The 17,170-nt window shown below is 39.3% G+C and carries 14 protein-coding genes; 9 read left to right on the top strand and 5 right to left on the bottom strand.

Features of this window, described 5'->3' with window-relative positions; genetic code table 11:
- Positions 1–444: 444 nt before the first annotated feature.
- Complete coding sequence (locus KO501_RS03140) at positions 445–1,155, top strand: hypothetical protein (RefSeq protein WP_252728125.1); 711 nt, start codon at positions 445–447, stop codon at positions 1,153–1,155.
- A gap of 48 nt (positions 1,156–1,203) precedes the next feature.
- Here the strand turns inward: KO501_RS03140 and KO501_RS03145 are convergent, their stop codons facing one another.
- The 5 genes from KO501_RS03145 to rfbA all read right to left on the bottom strand — a co-directional run bounded on the left by KO501_RS03145 (position 1,204) and on the right by rfbA (position 6,476).
- The gene (locus KO501_RS03145) at positions 1,204–2,910 is read right to left on the bottom strand and encodes a glycosyltransferase family 2 protein (protein WP_216028207.1); all 1,707 of its coding nucleotides are present in this window, start codon (positions 2,908–2,910) and stop codon (positions 1,204–1,206) included.
- Between the two features lie 83 nt (positions 2,911–2,993).
- Positions 2,994–4,076, bottom strand: coding sequence for a dTDP-glucose 4,6-dehydratase (gene rfbB, locus KO501_RS03150; RefSeq protein WP_216028318.1), 1,083 nt, complete (start codon positions 4,074–4,076; stop codon positions 2,994–2,996).
- A gap of 16 nt (positions 4,077–4,092) precedes the next feature.
- A complete protein-coding gene (rfbD, locus tag KO501_RS03155; protein WP_216028208.1) occupies positions 4,093–4,953 on the bottom strand; it encodes a dTDP-4-dehydrorhamnose reductase in 861 nt (286 codons plus the stop codon).
- Between the two features lie 8 nt (positions 4,954–4,961).
- Positions 4,962–5,507, bottom strand: coding sequence for a dTDP-4-dehydrorhamnose 3,5-epimerase (gene rfbC, locus KO501_RS03160; protein WP_216028209.1), 546 nt, complete (start codon positions 5,505–5,507; stop codon positions 4,962–4,964).
- Positions 5,508–5,597: 90 nt separating this feature from the next.
- Positions 5,598–6,476: a glucose-1-phosphate thymidylyltransferase RfbA gene (gene rfbA / locus KO501_RS03165; RefSeq protein WP_216028210.1), complete on the bottom strand. Its 879-nt coding sequence runs from the start codon at positions 6,474–6,476 to the stop codon at positions 5,598–5,600.
- 215 nt (positions 6,477–6,691) lie between these two features.
- On the opposite strand from rfbA, the gene KO501_RS03170 reads away from it, so the two are divergent.
- The 8 genes from KO501_RS03170 to KO501_RS03205 all read left to right on the top strand — a co-directional run bounded on the left by KO501_RS03170 (position 6,692) and on the right by KO501_RS03205 (position 17,139).
- The gene (locus KO501_RS03170) at positions 6,692–9,409 is read left to right on the top strand and encodes a glycosyltransferase (RefSeq protein ID WP_252728126.1); all 2,718 of its coding nucleotides are present in this window, start codon (positions 6,692–6,694) and stop codon (positions 9,407–9,409) included.
- A 12-nt stretch (positions 9,410–9,421) separates the two neighbouring features.
- Complete coding sequence (locus KO501_RS03175) at positions 9,422–10,162, top strand: sulfotransferase family 2 domain-containing protein (RefSeq protein WP_216028211.1); 741 nt, start codon at positions 9,422–9,424, stop codon at positions 10,160–10,162.
- On the top strand, positions 10,155–11,030 hold the full coding sequence (locus tag KO501_RS03180) for a WcbI family polysaccharide biosynthesis putative acetyltransferase (protein WP_216028212.1): 876 nt from the start codon (positions 10,155–10,157) through the stop codon (positions 11,028–11,030). Before KO501_RS03175 ends, KO501_RS03180 begins: the two co-directional genes overlap by 8 nt.
- A gap of 11 nt (positions 11,031–11,041) precedes the next feature.
- A complete protein-coding gene (locus KO501_RS03185; protein ID WP_216028213.1) occupies positions 11,042–12,985 on the top strand; it encodes a sulfotransferase in 1,944 nt (647 codons plus the stop codon).
- A gap of 74 nt (positions 12,986–13,059) precedes the next feature.
- Positions 13,060–14,355 carry a hypothetical protein gene (locus KO501_RS03190; RefSeq protein WP_216028214.1) on the top strand — a complete coding sequence of 432 codons (1,296 nt, stop codon included), beginning with the start codon at positions 13,060–13,062 and terminating at the stop codon, positions 14,353–14,355.
- Positions 14,356–14,381: 26 nt separating this feature from the next.
- Positions 14,382–14,777, top strand: coding sequence for an HAD hydrolase family protein (locus tag KO501_RS03195; RefSeq protein WP_216028215.1), 396 nt, complete (start codon positions 14,382–14,384; stop codon positions 14,775–14,777).
- Positions 14,774–16,396, top strand: coding sequence for an aminoglycoside phosphotransferase family protein (locus KO501_RS03200; RefSeq protein WP_216028216.1), 1,623 nt, complete (start codon positions 14,774–14,776; stop codon positions 16,394–16,396). The genes KO501_RS03195 and KO501_RS03200 overlap by 4 nt, the downstream gene beginning before the upstream one ends.
- Positions 16,393–17,139: a capsular biosynthesis protein gene (locus KO501_RS03205; protein WP_216028217.1), complete on the top strand. Its 747-nt coding sequence runs from the start codon at positions 16,393–16,395 to the stop codon at positions 17,137–17,139. Before KO501_RS03200 ends, KO501_RS03205 begins: the two co-directional genes overlap by 4 nt.
- Positions 17,140–17,170: the final 31 nt, after the last annotated feature.

Consider the following 17,170-nt stretch of genomic DNA (forward strand, 5'->3'; position numbering starts at 1 on the left):
TTTGCTAACTTTCGTTAGCGGCTTCAGCGGTTTACCCTGAAGCGGGACGCGCATTCTACGCGGTTTGTTTTCAGTGTCAACATCTTTTTGAAATTTAATTTCTTAAGCTGCTTTCTTGAAAACTGTTATAACAATCACTTACGTTATCTGCTATAACAACTCCTCCGTGTCCCGTTTGACGTTCTCCGTCGAAGTGGTGCGCATTATAGGGAATTCTAAGGAACGGTCAACAGGGAAAGTTGAAAAAATCGTGTTTTATTGTTTGAATGCTCACTTTGCAAACAAACAAGTCAAAAAACAAACAACTTGAACTAATTGTGTATACAATTGTTCATATATAAGAACAATAATAAAATCCTAAATGGATAAATAACCAACAGAGGGTGGAGTATGTCTCCGATAATTTGCTTACGCTTTTTCGTAGTAGCAATGTGTTTCCCTACTATGTGTTTAGCTACAACGAACAACGAACCGCAAAAAACTGATGAGTACCAGGTACAGTTTTTAAAACGCCAGGTCGATCAAAACATGTCAATTGGTCGTGCTATACGATCGATTGCCAGTCATTACCCTCAAGACGTCGTCTCTATTGTGGATGTTGCGTTAGATACCTATCCAGATAAATACCGCGAAATCATCTTCGCTGCTATTTCTGCACAACCCGCCTCAACCGAAGATATTGTAAGAATGGCTATCGAAAAAGAAGTAGGTAGTTGTCCGTCGATTGTTCAGCTAGCCATTCAAGCCGAACCGAGCTATGTCGACTTTGTTGTTCAGGCCGCCGCTAATGCAACACCAGACGAACTAAATGATATTGTGCGTGTTGCCGTGCAAACTGAGCCTGACTCGGCGGATCGCATTGTACAAACCCTGTCGCAGGAACACCCTAATAAACTTGTGCAGATCATGTCTACAGCGTTACACGCTGTACCCTATGTTGGCGAATATGTTGTTGATGCCTTATTAGCAGTGTTTCCCGGCCAATCTGAAGAAGTTGTGACTACCGCGCTAAAAGAGACGTCAGCCGAGAAAGAACAAACAATGCGTATTTTGCAAACCGCGCAAAGCTATGGCGTTTCAGATGCTAAGCTAACGGAGTATGGTGAAACTGCGGGTTTAAACGAAACAGAAATTGCACAAGTTCTGAATAACTAGCTTTCATACTTGCACATCTTACACAGAGTAACGTTAATTCCTTTAAAGTTACTCTGTGTATTCTTTAATTGAAAAGTTTTCTCGTTTTAGCGTTAAATTCGGACTATAAGCCGGATCATGGGCTATAACGTCTGCCCACTTCGTTTGTAGGTATGTCAGCTCTCGTTGAAACCGCGCCGCTTTTTCAGGAGCAATATCCAGCCCTCGGCTTACCGATTCATGATGATAAAGTTCCGCTTCGGCACAATACACATTTCTAACACCAGCCTCTTTTATCCGAAGACAAAAATCCACATCGTTAAACGCCACCGTAAGGTCTTTTTCATTTAAGCCCCCTACTGCGTTAAATAGCGACTTCTTCACCAGCAAGCAGGCAGCAGTAACTGCACTGTAATTCTGGGTGGCTATTAAACGCTTCATGTACCCTGGATGATAGCGAGGGAAATACTTATGTGCGTGACCTGCGCCACCACCGTAACCTAATACCACGCCACCATGCTGAATGCGGCCATCCGAATAAATAAGCTTCGCCCCTACGCAGCCAATATCTTCCCGTATGGCATGACCGACCATAAAGGTTAGCCAATCGGGTTTAATGACCTCAATGTCGTTGTTTACCAACCCCACCACGTCTCCTTTAGCGTGCTGAACGCCAAAGTTGTTGATCGCCGAATAATTGAACGGCCCGGGATAGGACAACACACGAATGTTCGCTATCTGCTTTAATGATTCAAAATACGCTAAGCTGTCGGGTTCGTCAGAGCCATTATCAATAAGCAAAATTTCGTAATGTTTATACGTGGTTTTAGTAAGAATGGAATCGATACAGGCTTTAACTAAGTCTTTGCCATTTTTGGTAGGAATAATTAGCGACACCAGAGGGTTCTTTGTTACCGGCCATTGCACGTGATTTACCTGTAAGGCTTCATTATAGGCCAACGCCGCCGGCGTTTGATCTGTTAGCACCTTCGACACATCATTTAAGCCGACTTTTATATGGGCAGATTTTGAAGACCGATGCACCACGGTATAAGGTACATGCCCCATGGAAATTGCAGGGCTTATAAAGGCCAGTTCAGCCACCAGACCAGCAATACTTTGTACATCTGTATACCGCACCTGTTGTAAGGCTGCTGCTGTTACTAACACGCCTGTATCTATATAGGCGGTAGAATAAAACAGTTCTGGGTTCCAATCGGGTAAAAAATGAGGAGAGCTGAGCTTTCCTTGTTTGTCCCGCATATCGGTATCGCAATACACGAGGGAATGCGTGCTTAGTGCATGAAATAGTAACTTTAAGGCATGTTGGTGTAATGTATCACCAGCGTTGAGCAATAAAACCGGAGCGCCCTTGTCTAAACGATCGATGGCGCCACTAAGCCGGCTTGCCTGCAGCACATCGGTGCGAGGGCCGCTTTCGCCTACAACAATGACCTTTAAAGATGACAACCGTAAGCGCGACAATGCACCAAGGGTGACTTCCACACCACTGTTACCCACAATAATCACTTGCAAGGCATCAGGAGTTGTATAACCACTTGCTAATGCAGTGACCGTTTGGTTTTGTTGTTGTTGATATTTACCATACATGGCCATCCGCTTTTTTTTGCTGGGAAAGCCGTAGAACAGGCCCGAACGCTGTAAAGATTTACTATAAAACTCGGTGAGCTTGTGATTACTTTTGAGTTTATTTTTGATGGTGAGTGGCAACAGGCCTATGGCCCCTTTCACCGTTAGCATAGCAATCTTCTTCATACCGCGAGATATTCCTCAACTATTCAACAAAAAGGCCGCTGTAATAGCGGCCTTAAAAGTGTAACACGGTTTAACGGCGGGATTTAACTTCCTGTGCCTAAACGCTCGCCTTGATAACTACCGTCAAGCACTGCCTTCCACCATGTTTCATTATTTAAATACCACTCTACGGTTTTACGAATACCGCTTTCAAACGTCTCTTGCGGTGCCCACCCTAACTCGCGCTGTATTTTTGAAGCATCGATGGCATAACGCATGTCATGACCAGGGCGATCTTGAACATAGGTAATTTGTTCTTCGTAAGGAGCGTCTTTTGGTTTAACGTCATCTAAAATGGTACAAATGGTTTTAACAACGTCGATATTCTGCTTTTCGTTGTGCCCACCAATGTTATAGGTTTCACCTATTTCGCCTTGTAGGGCAACTAACACTAACGCCCGGGCGTGATCTTCCACATACAACCAGTCACGAATTTGATTCCCTTTACCATAAACAGGCAAAGGCTTACCGGCCAACGCATTAAGTATGACTAATGGAATAAGTTTTTCGGGGAAGTGATAAGGCCCATAATTATTTGAGCAATTCGTTACTAACGTAGGCAGTTTATAAGTACGCAACCATGACCGCACAAGTTGGTCTGAACTGGCTTTACTCGCCGAATACGGCGAGCTAGGTGCATAAGGCGTTGTTTCGGTGAATAACGGCAGCTCTGTACCTGGCGCCACATCATCTGGATGAGGCAAATCGCCATACACTTCATCAGTGGAAATGTGGTGAAACTTAAAGCCTGCTTTTTTATCACCGTCTAACGACGACCAATAAGCCCGTGCTTGCTCTAGCAATGTGTAAGTACCTACCACATTGGTTTGAATAAACTCGCCTGGGCCATCAATGGAGCGATCCACATGAGACTCTGCCGCCAAGTGCATAATAATATCTGGCTGCCAGGTGGTAAGCACACGTTTTATTTCATCAGCATCGCATATATCCACTTTTTCAAAATGGTAGCGCTCGCTATTAGAAACTGGCGCAAGGGATTCTAAGTTCCCTGCGTAGGTTAGCTTGTCGACATTAATCACAGCATGATCGGTGTCGTTGATAAGGTGTCGTACCACGGCTGAGCCAATAAACCCTGCCCCACCTGTGACTAATATTGTTTTGCTCATCATTATTAACTCTGTATTAAGCTTTCAGCTCATCCATCATCGCCGACAATTGCTTGCGCCAATGGGTAGGATGAATAGAAGAAAAAGTGTCTCGCGTTAGGGTTTTATCTAACACGCTATAATGGGGACGCTTTGCCGGCGTAGGATATTGGGACGAAGGAATGGGCATTACCGGAACGGCATTTTCCAATAGTCCCTTTTCTATGCCTAACTCTTGAATAGCTAAGGCAAAGTCATACCAACTACAAACGCCTTCGTCTGTCCAGTGATATACCCCGTGGGTTTTATTCTGTGCTGCGTACACACAGGCTTGTGCCAACCCTTTTGCCCACGTTGGTGTGCCCACTTGGTCGTCAATTACCCCAAGCTGAGGTTTTTCGGCCATTAAGCGCAGCATAGTTTTAACAAAATTATTGCCGTGAGAGGAATACACCCACGCAGTGCGGATAAGACAACTGGCCTCTGGTAACGTTTGAAGCAGCGCCTTTTCACCCTCGGCCTTGGTTTTGCCATAAACGCCCTGGGGTTCAATAGCATCATCCACCGTATATGGAGACCCTTTGCTACCGTTGAACACATAGTCGGTAGACACATGCACTAAAAACACGCCGGCTTGTTTACAGTACGAAGCCAAATTGGCCACACCCTGAGTATTAATTAATGCTGCAGCCTGCTCGTCGGTTTCGGCTTTATCTACCGCGGTATAAGCTGATGCGTTAATAATGGCATCGGGCTTAACAGCATCCAAGGTTTTTGTTAGCGCGTTAAGATCCGTAATATCAATGTCGTCGCGACCAAAGCATGAAACATGATCGCCAAGTAGTTGCTGAAGTTCGAAAGACAGTTGGCCTGATTTGCCAATTACCACCATGTTCATGATAATCCTTAGAACGTTGGGGCGTCTGAAAACGCCAATCCGTCAGCATCTTTGGCTGATAACGCAGGCGCTTGCCCATTCACTAGCGGCCATTTAATGCCAATGGTGGGATCGTCGTACTTAATACTAACTTCAGATTCTGGATGATAGTAATCTGTGCATTTATACACAAATTCGGCCGACTCACTGGTAACGTAAAAACCGTGTGCAAACCCAGCTGGTACCCAAAGCTGACGCTTATTTTCAGCATTTAACAGCACACCTACCCATTTACCAAAGGTGGGAGAACTTTTGCGCATATCTACCGCAACATCGAATACTTCACCACTTACCACACGTACCAACTTACCTTGGGTGTGTTCAAGCTGATAGTGCAGCCCACGCAAAATGCCCTGCTTAGATTTCGAATGGTTGTCTTGCACAAATTCAACGTCTGCACATTCTTTCTTAAACCAATCGGTGCGGAAGGTTTCCATAAAAAAACCACGTTCGTCACCGAAGACACGTGGCTCTATAACTTTAACATCAGGGATGTCAGTTTGAATAACTTGCATGAAATTACTATTCCAAATTATTAGATACGACAATATATTGAGTAGCGTGGGAAAGCCAACGATGGCTTTCCACTTTAAAGTACGAAGATACTACCTTATGCGATCGTTGATGACTTTTAATAGATACGTGCCATAACCGCTTTTAACTAGGGGCGCAGCAAGCTTTTCTAGTTGCTGAGCATCAATATAACCCATTCGATAAGCCACTTCTTCAGGGCAACATATCTTTAAGCCTTGGCGTTTTTCTATGGCGGCCACAAAGTTAGCGGCATCAAGCAGGCTATCTAATGTACCGGTGTCGAGCCAAGCCGAGCCTCGACCCATTAGCTCTACTTTTAGCGAGCCTTCTTCTAAATACATTGTATTTAGATCTGTGATTTCAAGCTCGCCACGAGGAGAAGGCTTTACTTCTTTCGCAAAATCGACAACCCGATTATCGTAATAATACAAACCGGTAACAGCATAATTCGATTTAGCCACTTTAGGCTTTTCTTCTATCGATAACGCCTTCCAGTTTTCATCAAAATCTACCACGCCATAACGTTCGGGGTCGGTAACGTGATAACCAAATACGGTAGCGCCCTGCTCTTGCGCATAAGCATTAGTTAAAGACTGACGTAAGTCGTGACCATAATAAATGTTATCGCCCAAAATAAGGGTACAGGCATCGTTGCCAATGAATTGCTCGCCAATAATAAAGGCTTGTGCAAGGCCATCGGGAGACGGTTGCGCCGCGTATTGCACGTTAATACCTAAACTAGAACCATCGCCAATTAAGTCAATAAAGCGCTGCTGTTCTTGAGGGGTAGTGATGATAAGAATATCTTTGATACCTGACATCATCAGGGTTGCAAGAGGATAGTAAATCATCGGTTTGTCATAAACCGGCATCAGTTGCTTGCTGACTACTTTTGTCAGCGGATGCAAACGGGTTCCTGAGCCACCCGCTAGTATTATTCCTTTGCGCATTTGTCTGCTCCTAGATTTTATGTCGGTATGGTAGCGCGTTATCAAGAGTAATTAAATAATCAAACCTTATTCTTGACCTGAATAGTGCAAACTTACACAATGCTTTTTCGTAAGTAGATTATTTATATAATAATTAAAGTAAAGTAACACCACACACAGATCTTTGTGCTTTACTGCTTGTCTTACCTCACAATTTCGAATGAAAAGGCATTTCAATGGACGCAAAAAGTATGAAATTAGTTGGCTGTATAGATGTACTCAACGCTGGGATCGTGTGTGGGTGGGCTGCTAATTTGAATTCTGAAGAAAGCATTTCTATCGCCATTTATTGCAATAACCAGTTAATGGGTGTGGGTAAAGCCGATATATTCAGGCAGGATCTCAAGGAAGCAGACATTCATTCTGGCTTCCATGGCTTTGAAATAGATGTTGATACTTCCATGCTGGTGAACAATGCAAACATTGAGCTTCGAGAGCAATCCACCGACGCTATAATTGAAACGAATGGATATAACGTTGGCATTATTTCCCCTTCGTGTTGGGCAGAAGCCCAAGGAGTAAGAGATAACCAGTTCTTTTTTGCTATAGCATCTAACGCGCCCATTCACGAAAAAACTGTAGCTATATCCTGTGATGGTAAAGAAATTTGTCAGCATACAATTAACACCCAAGCTAAGTACATTCAGGAACATGTGTGGCTTCCGGCTCATGTTTTAGACAATCAGTGCCACTTACTCGAAATATCAATAAAGGGCTTTGAACAAAAGTTAGGCGGCGGATTTTTTACCCTAAAGCCAATTGTAACTCCATGGATGTATTTAAAAGAAAGCCACAAAAAGCCTGGTTTTATGAGTTTACCTCGCCAAGCTGACTCCAGATATGAATCTCTACATTACCAGCTAGAATCCATTGTAAAAGGCACCTCTTCTAGCGATATGAAATCGGTAATGACGGCACATGCGGTAGTTGTGGAGGGGTATGAAGGAAGATCTAGCTTCCCTGAGTTTAGCCTTCCCAAATTTGATAAGCCTGAAGTATCAATAATAGTACCCGCATATAATAAATTTGAACTGACTTACCACTGTATTGCCTCAATACTTCTTGCTTACAATCAATGCAGCTATGAAGTGATTTTAGCAGACGATTGCTCTACGGATGAAACAGCTAGAGCAGAAAAAATAATCGAAAACTTGGTTATATCAAGAAACCCTGAAAACTTACGATTTTTAAGAAGCTGCAACAGAGCAACTAAAAAAGCTAATGGTAAGTTCATTATTTTTCTGAACAACGACACTGAAGTTTCGTCTTTTTGGATTGATGAGCTAATAGAAAAGCATAAGTCGGATAATTCTATCGGTTTAACAGGTTCTAAATTGCTTAATTTAGACGGCAGTATGCAAGAGGCTGGCGGTATAGTTTGGGAGAATGGTCAACCTTGGAACGTGGGTAGAGATGCTAACCCTCTGCAACCAGAATTTAATTATGCCCGTGAAGTTGATTACGTTTCAGGGGCCGCGATGTGTATTTCCAAAACGGTTTGGGAAGAAGTTGGCATGTTCAGCGAAGAGTTGATCCCTTGCTACTATGAAGATACAGATTTGGCGTTTAAAGTGCGTGACGCTGGATACAAAACTATTTATGTACCAACCTCACAAGTAGTGCATTTTGAGGGACAAAGCCACGGCCGAGATGTTACGAAAGGGTTAAAGCGCTATCAAGTTATAAATGAGAAAACCTTCCGAAACAAGTGGTTTAAAGCATTCAAACATAACGGTACAGCTAGCCTTGAAAACCTCAAAATAGAAAAAGACCGCAATATCGATCAGCGTATATTGGTTTTAGATTATGCTAGCCCTCAGTCGGATAAGGATGCTGGTAGCTACGCCGCTATTCAAGAAATGAAGTTAATGCTTTCCCTAGGGTTTAAGGTAACCTTTGTTCCCGAGAATTTAGCCCATTTTGGTAAGTACACCACAACACTACAAAAATTAGGTGTAGAAGTACTGTATGCACCGTTTTATACGTCTATGGATGATGTATTAGAGCGACGTTTAGATGAAATGGATGCGGTGTATATTACCCGTTATTATGTTGCCGAAGCTTATTTAACAAAAATTAAAGAAAAAGGGAAAAAGGTAGTTTTCAATAATGCCGACCTGCATTTTTTAAGAGAGATACGCGCAGCGCTGCAAAATGGTAAAGATGAAGATAAATTAGCTGCGGCAGTTAAAACTCGAGAACGAGAACTACGTGTGTGTAATAGCGTAGATGCCATTTTAACGTATAACAGTACAGAACAGGCCGTGATCACCAGCTTCATACTCGACGCAGAAAAACTTCATATCACCCCATGGGTTCTAGAAGATAAACAAGCAGGACCAAGCTTTGAAAAGCGCAATGGTATAGTATTTCTAGGCGGTTTTAATCATAGACCAAATGTGGAGTGTGTAGAGTTTTTAGCAGATAAAATAATGCCAGCCCTTGCTAAAAAAAGGCCTGATATAACACTTTATGTATACGGCAGCAATATGCCAGCGGTTATGAAAGAGTTAGAGTGCAACAATATCAAAATGGTAGGATTTGCTGAACACTTAGATGATGTGTTCCATAACCACCGCGTATTTGTAGCACCTTTGTTATCCGGAGCAGGCATTAAAGGTAAGGTTCTTGAATCTATGGCCTACCAGTTACCCGGTGTACTTTCAGAAATTGCGGCCGAGGGCACAGGATTAACCCACGGCATTAGTACGCTGATACCTCAAAAGACGGATGAGTGGGTAGATGCAATCATTAAGCTTTACGATGATAAAAAGCTATGGAACAAGTTTGCAGAAAATGAACTGACTCTGGTTAAATCAAACTTTTCTTTTGAAGGTGGAAAAGCAGCTTTCAAAGAAATATTTGCTTCTGTAGGCTTGTTCACGACTCACTAGAAGGATAACAATTTGAGAAAGGTCATTTTACACTACCATCTGTTTAAAAACGCAGGAACTTCTTTGGACGCCGCTTTTAAAGAAAATTTTAGTGAAGAAGGTCAGTGGGTAACGAAAGAATTTCCTATGAACCCTGCATTGAACCAAAAACAAGTAAAAGAATGGATATTAAACAATCCAAAAGCAGTTTGCTTTTCTTCACATACTGCACTGCTACCAGTTCCTAAATTTGAAGATATAGAAGTTTTTCCTGTTATTTTTGTCAGGCATCCTCTCGATAGAATTGCATCCGCCTATTCTTTCGAAAAGAAGCAAACAGTAGACACTTTTGGTTCTGTATTAGCCAGAAACACAGACCTTAAGGGTTATATTGAGACCAGGCTATCACTCCCACATGATAGACAGTGTCGTAATTTTCATGCTCACCGTTTTGCAACAACAAATTTGAAGACTGAAGACGAACATATTTCCTCTTTAAAGGCGTTGGATGAACTACCTTTCGTGGGATTAGTAGAAAACTACGAAAAATCTCTTGAATTATTAGAAAGTCTCTTGATTAAGTTCGGATTCAAAGGTATCTCCATTCAGGCAGTGAAACAGAATGTTTCACAAGATTCAAAACTTTCTATTGATGAAAAAGTAGAAATGGTAAAAGGAAAATTAGGTGATGACTTCTATAATCGAATATTAAACGCCAATCAGAATGACTTTGAACTATATAAGTTAGTGAAGGAAAGGTTTAATAATGCTTAAGGTAGCTGTAGTAGCAAACTGTCAAGCAAGGCCAATTGCATTTCTATTAGAAAATGCCCTTGATAATGTGAAAGTAGTAACTACTGCTATTGTGCACTTACTTAAAGATGATCAAGCTGAAGAATATGAAAAACACTTTGATAGTGCTGATTTTATTATAACTCAAAAAATTGCAGACAATTATCCTTGCCAGTTTATTCAAACTGCTACACTTCGCAAAAAATATAGCCATAAGATTATAGAAATTCCCAATCTTTTTTATCGGGGGTACAACCCAGAGTTAAGATATTATCGGATTCCAGGCCAAGGCACCTTAACTGGCCCAATGGGTGATTATCACAACGAATTAATTTTTAATTCTTGGGCTCATGGGAATAGCGTTACCCATACTATTGAGCACCTATATGATGAAGATATGTGGCTAGCCAAATATTCCTTAATACCGAAACAGTCTTTATCAGAACTCTCAAATCGAGAGGATGATTTAGATATTGAAGTTACTGATATATTAAGAGAAAAATTGAGTATAAAAAGGTTGTTTTACACATTTAACCACCCTTGCTTAGAAATGCTAATTGAAGTGGTTGAAAAACTAGCTGTTCTATTCAGTAGAAAGCGTAAGACATCATTTACTGTCACAGATGTACCAGAGCCACTGAATCAATTCTATCTTCCTGTAAACCCATACGCGGCACAAATTATCGGTTTCAAACTGGAGAATGACCCTGTTACTAATTGCAGAGGCTTAAAAAAAGACGAGCGCGGCAAATATTGTCACAGGGGTTTCTATACAGTTCCAGAACTTGTCGAGGAATTTTTCAAAAATTACGATGAGAATAAAGAACTAATACACGCTAACCTACTATAGTAAAGAATCATATGGATTTTCTAGAAAAAATTGAGCACGAACTTAAAAATAATATTCTTAAGCCAAATGAGTATATGAATTTAGCTAAGAAACTTGGCGATCTCGGGCTCTGTGACTTAAGCAATAAAGTACTGCAAACTGGTTCATTTACGTATAGAAATAATCTTGGACTCACAAATTTATTAAATGAACGCGGTTTAGCTATTCCGCAAGAAATCAAGAAAAAAGTATTTGTGATCGGGTTGAGTCGTACTGGCACGAACTCGTTATCAACAGCGTTGAGAGAATATTCGCTTTCAGGAGCTCATTGGAATGGACCAAATGGAAAGCCGATATTAGATTGGGAAGAAATAGAGCATTTTCAATTCGTTAGCGATACTCCTGTTTCATTTATATTTGAAACACTCTATTACGCATACCCAGATGCTTACTTTATTTATACTACCCGTGAAGTTAGCAGTTGGGCTAAATCTTTAGAGAATCACTTTGAATGGTCAAACGGATTCCAAGGATTTAAAGAGCTAGTATTTAGAACTAAATCTACGCCAAATAAAATCATCAACATTCCTCTTTGGGCGGTTATCCATCGAAATTTGTACGCCAATGCTAGTAGTTGGGAAGATGCTTACAATAAATTTGATCGCCGTGTAAAAAAATTCTTTTCTAACAAAAAAGATGCAAATTTATTGATGCTTGATGTTGGTTTACCTGATGAAGAAAAATGGATAAGGCTATCAGAATTTCTTGGCACCCCGTTTACGCCGTTAAAACCGTTCCCTAGAAAAAATATTAAATTACAAAAGTTTGATAAGAACCTAGATTTAATACATAAAATTTTAGGTCATTCGGTTGAGGAACTTAAATATCTCTCTGAAAAATTTACATCTATACCAGTTAAAAATTATATATCGAAAACTATCGAAAAACCAAACGATTTAATCCTACCTACACTTGACGAAGAAAATATTCATTACGCTATATCAAGAGCGTCTGGAAAGAATAAAGAATTAAATATTTTAAAAATACCTAATGCATATATCAGTTTCGATTTCACTAAGAAATATAGTTATAAATTTTACATTTTTAACGAAAATAAAGAATACCTAGATCGCTGTTCCCATGGAGAATCACCTTTTATTTTAGATGAAGTTCAAAAGGTAGATAAATCTATTGGATTTATAGAGGATAAATTCTCTAATTTTAATGTTTGCCACCTTTTAACTGACAAGCTTTCACGTATTTTTCAAATCGAAGAAGTTATAAAAACTGATGGATATATTCTCTATCACAATAATAGTTACATTGATCAGATAAAAAAACTACTCGCGTTAAACATATTAGATATTACGCAAAAAGGATATGTCACTCTAAAAATAAAAGAGTTAATCTGTAGTTCCTCATCTACATATAGCTTTATACATCCCGCTCAAAATTTGGACAGCCATTTTAATAAACTTAAAGCTCGTATTACTAGGGGTTTAGGCCAAAATATCGACAATAAAATTCCTAGAAAATTTTTTATAGATCGGTCAGGAGCAAATTCTAGAAATATTGTAAATATTGTCCAATTAAATGATTTGTTGGATAAATACAAAATAGAAAAAGTGAAATTAGAAAGTCTTAGTTTATTAGAGCAAATAGAATTATTTAGTTGCGCCGAACTTGTTATCGGAGTACATGGGGCCGGCCTGACAAATGTAATGTTTTGTAAGTCAGATACTAATGTTATAGAAATATTACCAGCTTTGTGCGCTACACCTGCTTTTTACAAAATCTCAATAGCTTCCAATCTAAATTATCGTTTTATCTTGGCAAGAGATGAAGAGTATGAAGTTCCTGACTACCAAAGTTGGAAACATAATCCCGGAAAATATAATCGTCGTAACGTCTTAATTAATATTGATGAACTTGATACGACATTGTCTCAAAAATTAAATTACGGCCGGTCTAGATGAAAATTTGTTTTTGCATAAGCGGACAACTTAGGGGCAGTTTGAATTGCTTAGATAGCCTAAGAAATATCATATCGGTGTTGGAAGTTAAACATCAGGTCAAGGTTGTATTTAGTTTATGGAGTAATATTGGAAACAAAGTAGATGGAGCTATTGCTTTGGGCCAAATGAAACGGATTTTCTCTGATGAAGCGATCAATATTTTTCCTCCATATTTTTATAGTTCCACTTTCTGGGATCACCTCCCACACGTATTGGAAAGCATTAAGCCGAAAGAAGACAAATTTATTGAAGAAAGTTTAAATACTTGGTTTCCGGACAGTATTATAGACATAGAGTCTAGTTCAATGCTGTTAGAGTTTCCATATGAACGAGGCGATAAGAATTCAATTAAAATGCTGTATAAACGTTGGCGATGTAATGAGTTATTAAAAAAGTACTGTATGGATAACTCTGAAGAGTTCGATTTAGTTATCGTTACACGACCTGACGCTCAATTCACTCTTTTAAATGACGAAATAGATCTTACTGAGGAAGCGACGGTTTATGTACCTCATCCTGACGCGGAAAAAAAATTTACAAACGATATCATAGCCTATGGCGATCAAGATGTTATGGACACTTACTGTTCTCTTTTTTCAAAATCAATTTCGAAAGAAATCTGGCGTGGAATACATCTAGAACTAAATGAATTTTTGAAATCTCAAAAAATAGTAGAGCGCCCTCTCAAGTTTATTAAATTTGATTTTTTATATAGAGATAATCCTATTGGCCTGGATGCAATTTCAGGCAGGAATAAAATGTTAGATTCTGCTCTTAAACTAGCCAGTGAAGGTATTAAAAAGAAATCGACAAAGTTGTCCTGTGATGATCAAGATCTTCAAAATATAGTCATGATGAGAATGGCTGATTTATACGAACAAATGGGTGAAGTCGAGAGGGCCTTTAATTGTTTCTTGGGTTCCTACTTATCGACTATACGTTTCGATAGTTTTGAGCGGGGTAATCGTGGTTTTAATGTCCATATTCGAGAGAGGTTTTGTAACTATTTAATTTCTCTCGAATTATACAGTTTTTCTGAGATTCGCGATCAAATTTCTAGTAAGTTTAACAATATCTGTAAAGATAACACCGAGATGTTATTACAAAGTCTAAAAGTAAAGCAAACCATTTATTCATCAATTATTATAAGAATCATAGAAAATGGGGATTTTGATAGGTTATTAGAATTGGATGAGAATTGCGTAGTAAAACATCACGTAGGTAAAAGGCTTTACAATAAGGGGCTTTCTATTGCTTCACGAGACGAAAATCTATCGTTAACAATAATCTCCGTGGCTCATAGAATTTGTCCTAGCTTAAAAACCGCTTAACGACAATAGAGATGTAAAATATTTATATGAAAAATATAGTTATAGACCTCGATGGTACACTTACGGTAGATTCAGAAGCCTCCTATCCGAATAAGCCTATCAATACCGCAGTATTAGATGCACTAAGAGAGTATAAGAATCAGGGATTTAGGATCGTGATATTTACTGCCAGAAATATGCGAACTTACAAAGGAAATGTTGGAGAGATTAACATTCACACGTTACCTGGTATTATTCGTTGGTTAGACGACAACCAGGTGCCCTATGACGAAGTTGTCGTAGGTAAACCATGGTGTGGATTAGATGGCTTTTACGTCGATGACAAGGCTATAAGACCCTCTGAGTTTGCGTCAATGACTTACGAAGAGATTAAAATACTCCTTGCCAATGAAAACCCTAATCGAGATAGTGGCAACAAATGATTTTGATTACTTCTGGAGCCTTTGTGCAGGGAGAACTGGTCTCTGAAGTCGGAGCGCTACCGCCTAGTCTTCTCCCAATAGGTAACAAGCGACTTTACGAATACCAAATATCTTTAGTTAAAAATAGCTTTCCTGGTGAAGATATCTATCTTTCAATCCCTGATAGCTTTGCGCTAACAGATTATGATCTGGCGGCGTTAAAAACCCTAGAAATAAAGCTTCTACGCGTGGCGGAAGAATTGACTCTGGGAAACTCAATACTTTATTGCTGGAATGCTACTGCTAAACACTATAAAAATCTAAAAATTCTTCATGGTGACACTTTATTTGTAGAAACATTGTTACCAAACAAAAACGCTATTTCGACTCATCCTAATAAGGGCGTTTATCAAAGAGCGATTTGGAACGCTGGAGAAGGCGATTCTAACGACATTCATAATAAATTGTCTTCAGACAATGATGTCGTTGTATCGGGATTTTTTGGGTTTAGCGAGCCTCTTTACTTTATGAAATCATTAGTAGAGCAGTCCGGTAACTTTCTTAGAGCTCTTTATGAGTATGACAAAGCATATAGATTCGAAATCTTTCGTGCAGGGAAATGGTTAGATTTCGGGCATGTAAATAGTTTTTTTGCTTCCAGAACAGCGATGACTACTCAACGAGCATTTAATGAGCTTAGCATTACGAAGCGGTATGTAGAAAAGTACTCCAAATCGAAGTCAGAAAAAATATACGCTGAGGGATGCTGGTTCGATAGCTTGCCGTATGAGTTACGTATTCATACGCCTCACCTTTTATCACTCGAGAAAGAGAATGGCACCACTGGATTCTCAATCTATCGGTTAGAATATTTATATCTTTTACCCTTAAGTGATCTCTATGTCTTTGGAAAACTACCTGAAAGGCAGTGGAAAACAGTTTTTAACTCAATAGAGTCTACAATATCTGACTTTAAACGCTGGACGCCGAAGGAGGGAGAACTGGACGTTTCTGTCTTTGACTCTATGTACTTAGAAAAAACTATAGATAGGTTAGCTGATTACAAGGTAGAAGACTGTGAACGTGAAGGTTACACTGCACGTCGCTTCAAGTTAACTTGTGGCTGCGTTGTCAATTTAGCAGAGATAGCGGAATATAGCGCTGAATATATTAGAGAAACTACAGATAAAGAAATCAGTGTTTGTCATGGCGACTTTTGTTTTAGTAACTTGCTCTTCGACAGTAAAAATGAATCTATAAGATGCATTGATCCGCGCGGAGTTCTACCTAATGGAAAGCGTAGCATATATGGCGATAGGCGCTATGATATAGCCAAGCTGTACCATTCTGTAATTGGTCTATACGATTTCATCATTGCAGGTTATTACACACTCGAAGAAAGTAATGATTCTTTATCAATCTCTTTTGCAAAAGAACTAGAAGTTGACTCAGTAATTCAAGAAGCTTTCAGAACTGAACTACTAAATAAATGCGGGTATTCTGAAAAAGAAATACTAGCTATAACTATTCATCTATTTTTGTCAATGTTACCACTACATTCAGATCGGCCAGATCGACAAAAAGCGTTTATAGCCAATGCTATCCGCTTATTCGAAAAATTACTAGGATTTGATAAATGATTGTTATACCCATGGCGGGCTTGTCTACCCGATTTAAAAAAGCTGGATTTTTGAAACCTAAGTATATGCTCGAGGCTCATGGAAATACGTTGTTTTATCATTCGTTAAATAGCTTCAAAGCTTATTTCAAGTCAGAAAGTTTTTTGTTCATTGCTTTAGATTTGAATGATTCTAGATCTTTTATTCAAGAAGAATGTTTAAAGTTAGGAATAGAAAATTATCAAACAGTATTTCTAGAAAAGCCTACCCGCGGTCAAGCTGAGACAGTTAATTTAGGGCTATCCTTAGCTAATGTTTCAGACGATGAATCCATATTAATTTTTAATATCGATACCTTTAGGCCAGGTTACCAATTTCCCTCAGAGTTCGATTTTAAAAAATCTGATGGATACCTAGAGACATTTGTAGGTTCCGGTAAAAACTGGAGTAATATTGTTCCGTTATCATCGAACGAAAGGACTGTTAAATATACTGCTGAAAAAAAAGAAATTTCAGAATTCTGCTGTACTGGCCTTTATTATTTTTCGAAATCAAAATATTTTAAAGATGCATTTTTAAAGTTTTCAAAGTTAGACTTGGAAGAGGTAGACGCTCAGGAATATTACATTGCGCCTATGTATAATATATTAATAGAAAATGGTTTAACAATTAATTATTCAGTTATACCAAAAGAAGATGTTATATTTTGTGGAATTCCCGATGAATACAAAGAGTTTTTAAATCATCCTCTAAAATTGTATTAATAGCACGAGAAAATGGTAGGTTTTTCCCGGA

It is taken from the genome of Alteromonas sp. C1M14, from assembly GCF_018860965.1.
Lineage (GTDB): Bacteria > Pseudomonadota > Gammaproteobacteria > Enterobacterales > Alteromonadaceae > Alteromonas.

What these genes read in the sequence shown, in the direction of transcription:
- KO501_RS03185 (WP_216028213.1), top strand. Translation starts at nt 11,042, where the DNA reads ATGGATTTTCTAGAAAAAATTGAGCACGAACTTAAAAATAATATTCTT.
- rfbC (WP_216028209.1), bottom strand. Translation starts at nt 5,507, where the DNA reads ATGCAAGTTATTCAAACTGACATCCCTGATGTTAAAGTTATAGAGCCA.
- rfbA (WP_216028210.1), bottom strand. Translation starts at nt 6,476, where the DNA reads ATGCGCAAAGGAATAATACTAGCGGGTGGCTCAGGAACCCGTTTGCAT.
- KO501_RS03195 (WP_216028215.1), top strand. Translation starts at nt 14,382, where the DNA reads ATGAAAAATATAGTTATAGACCTCGATGGTACACTTACGGTAGATTCA.
- KO501_RS03170 (WP_252728126.1), top strand. Translation starts at nt 6,692, where the DNA reads ATGGACGCAAAAAGTATGAAATTAGTTGGCTGTATAGATGTACTCAAC.
- KO501_RS03200 (WP_216028216.1), top strand. Translation starts at nt 14,774, where the DNA reads ATGATTTTGATTACTTCTGGAGCCTTTGTGCAGGGAGAACTGGTCTCT.
- KO501_RS03180 (WP_216028212.1), top strand. Translation starts at nt 10,155, where the DNA reads ATGCTTAAGGTAGCTGTAGTAGCAAACTGTCAAGCAAGGCCAATTGCA.
- rfbD (WP_216028208.1), bottom strand. Translation starts at nt 4,953, where the DNA reads ATGAACATGGTGGTAATTGGCAAATCAGGCCAACTGTCTTTCGAACTT.
- KO501_RS03205 (WP_216028217.1), top strand. Translation starts at nt 16,393, where the DNA reads ATGATTGTTATACCCATGGCGGGCTTGTCTACCCGATTTAAAAAAGCT.
- KO501_RS03140 (WP_252728125.1), top strand. Translation starts at nt 445, where the DNA reads ATGTGTTTAGCTACAACGAACAACGAACCGCAAAAAACTGATGAGTAC.
- rfbB (WP_216028318.1), bottom strand. Translation starts at nt 4,076, where the DNA reads ATGAGCAAAACAATATTAGTCACAGGTGGGGCAGGGTTTATTGGCTCA.
- KO501_RS03145 (WP_216028207.1), bottom strand. Translation starts at nt 2,910, where the DNA reads ATGAAGAAGATTGCTATGCTAACGGTGAAAGGGGCCATAGGCCTGTTG.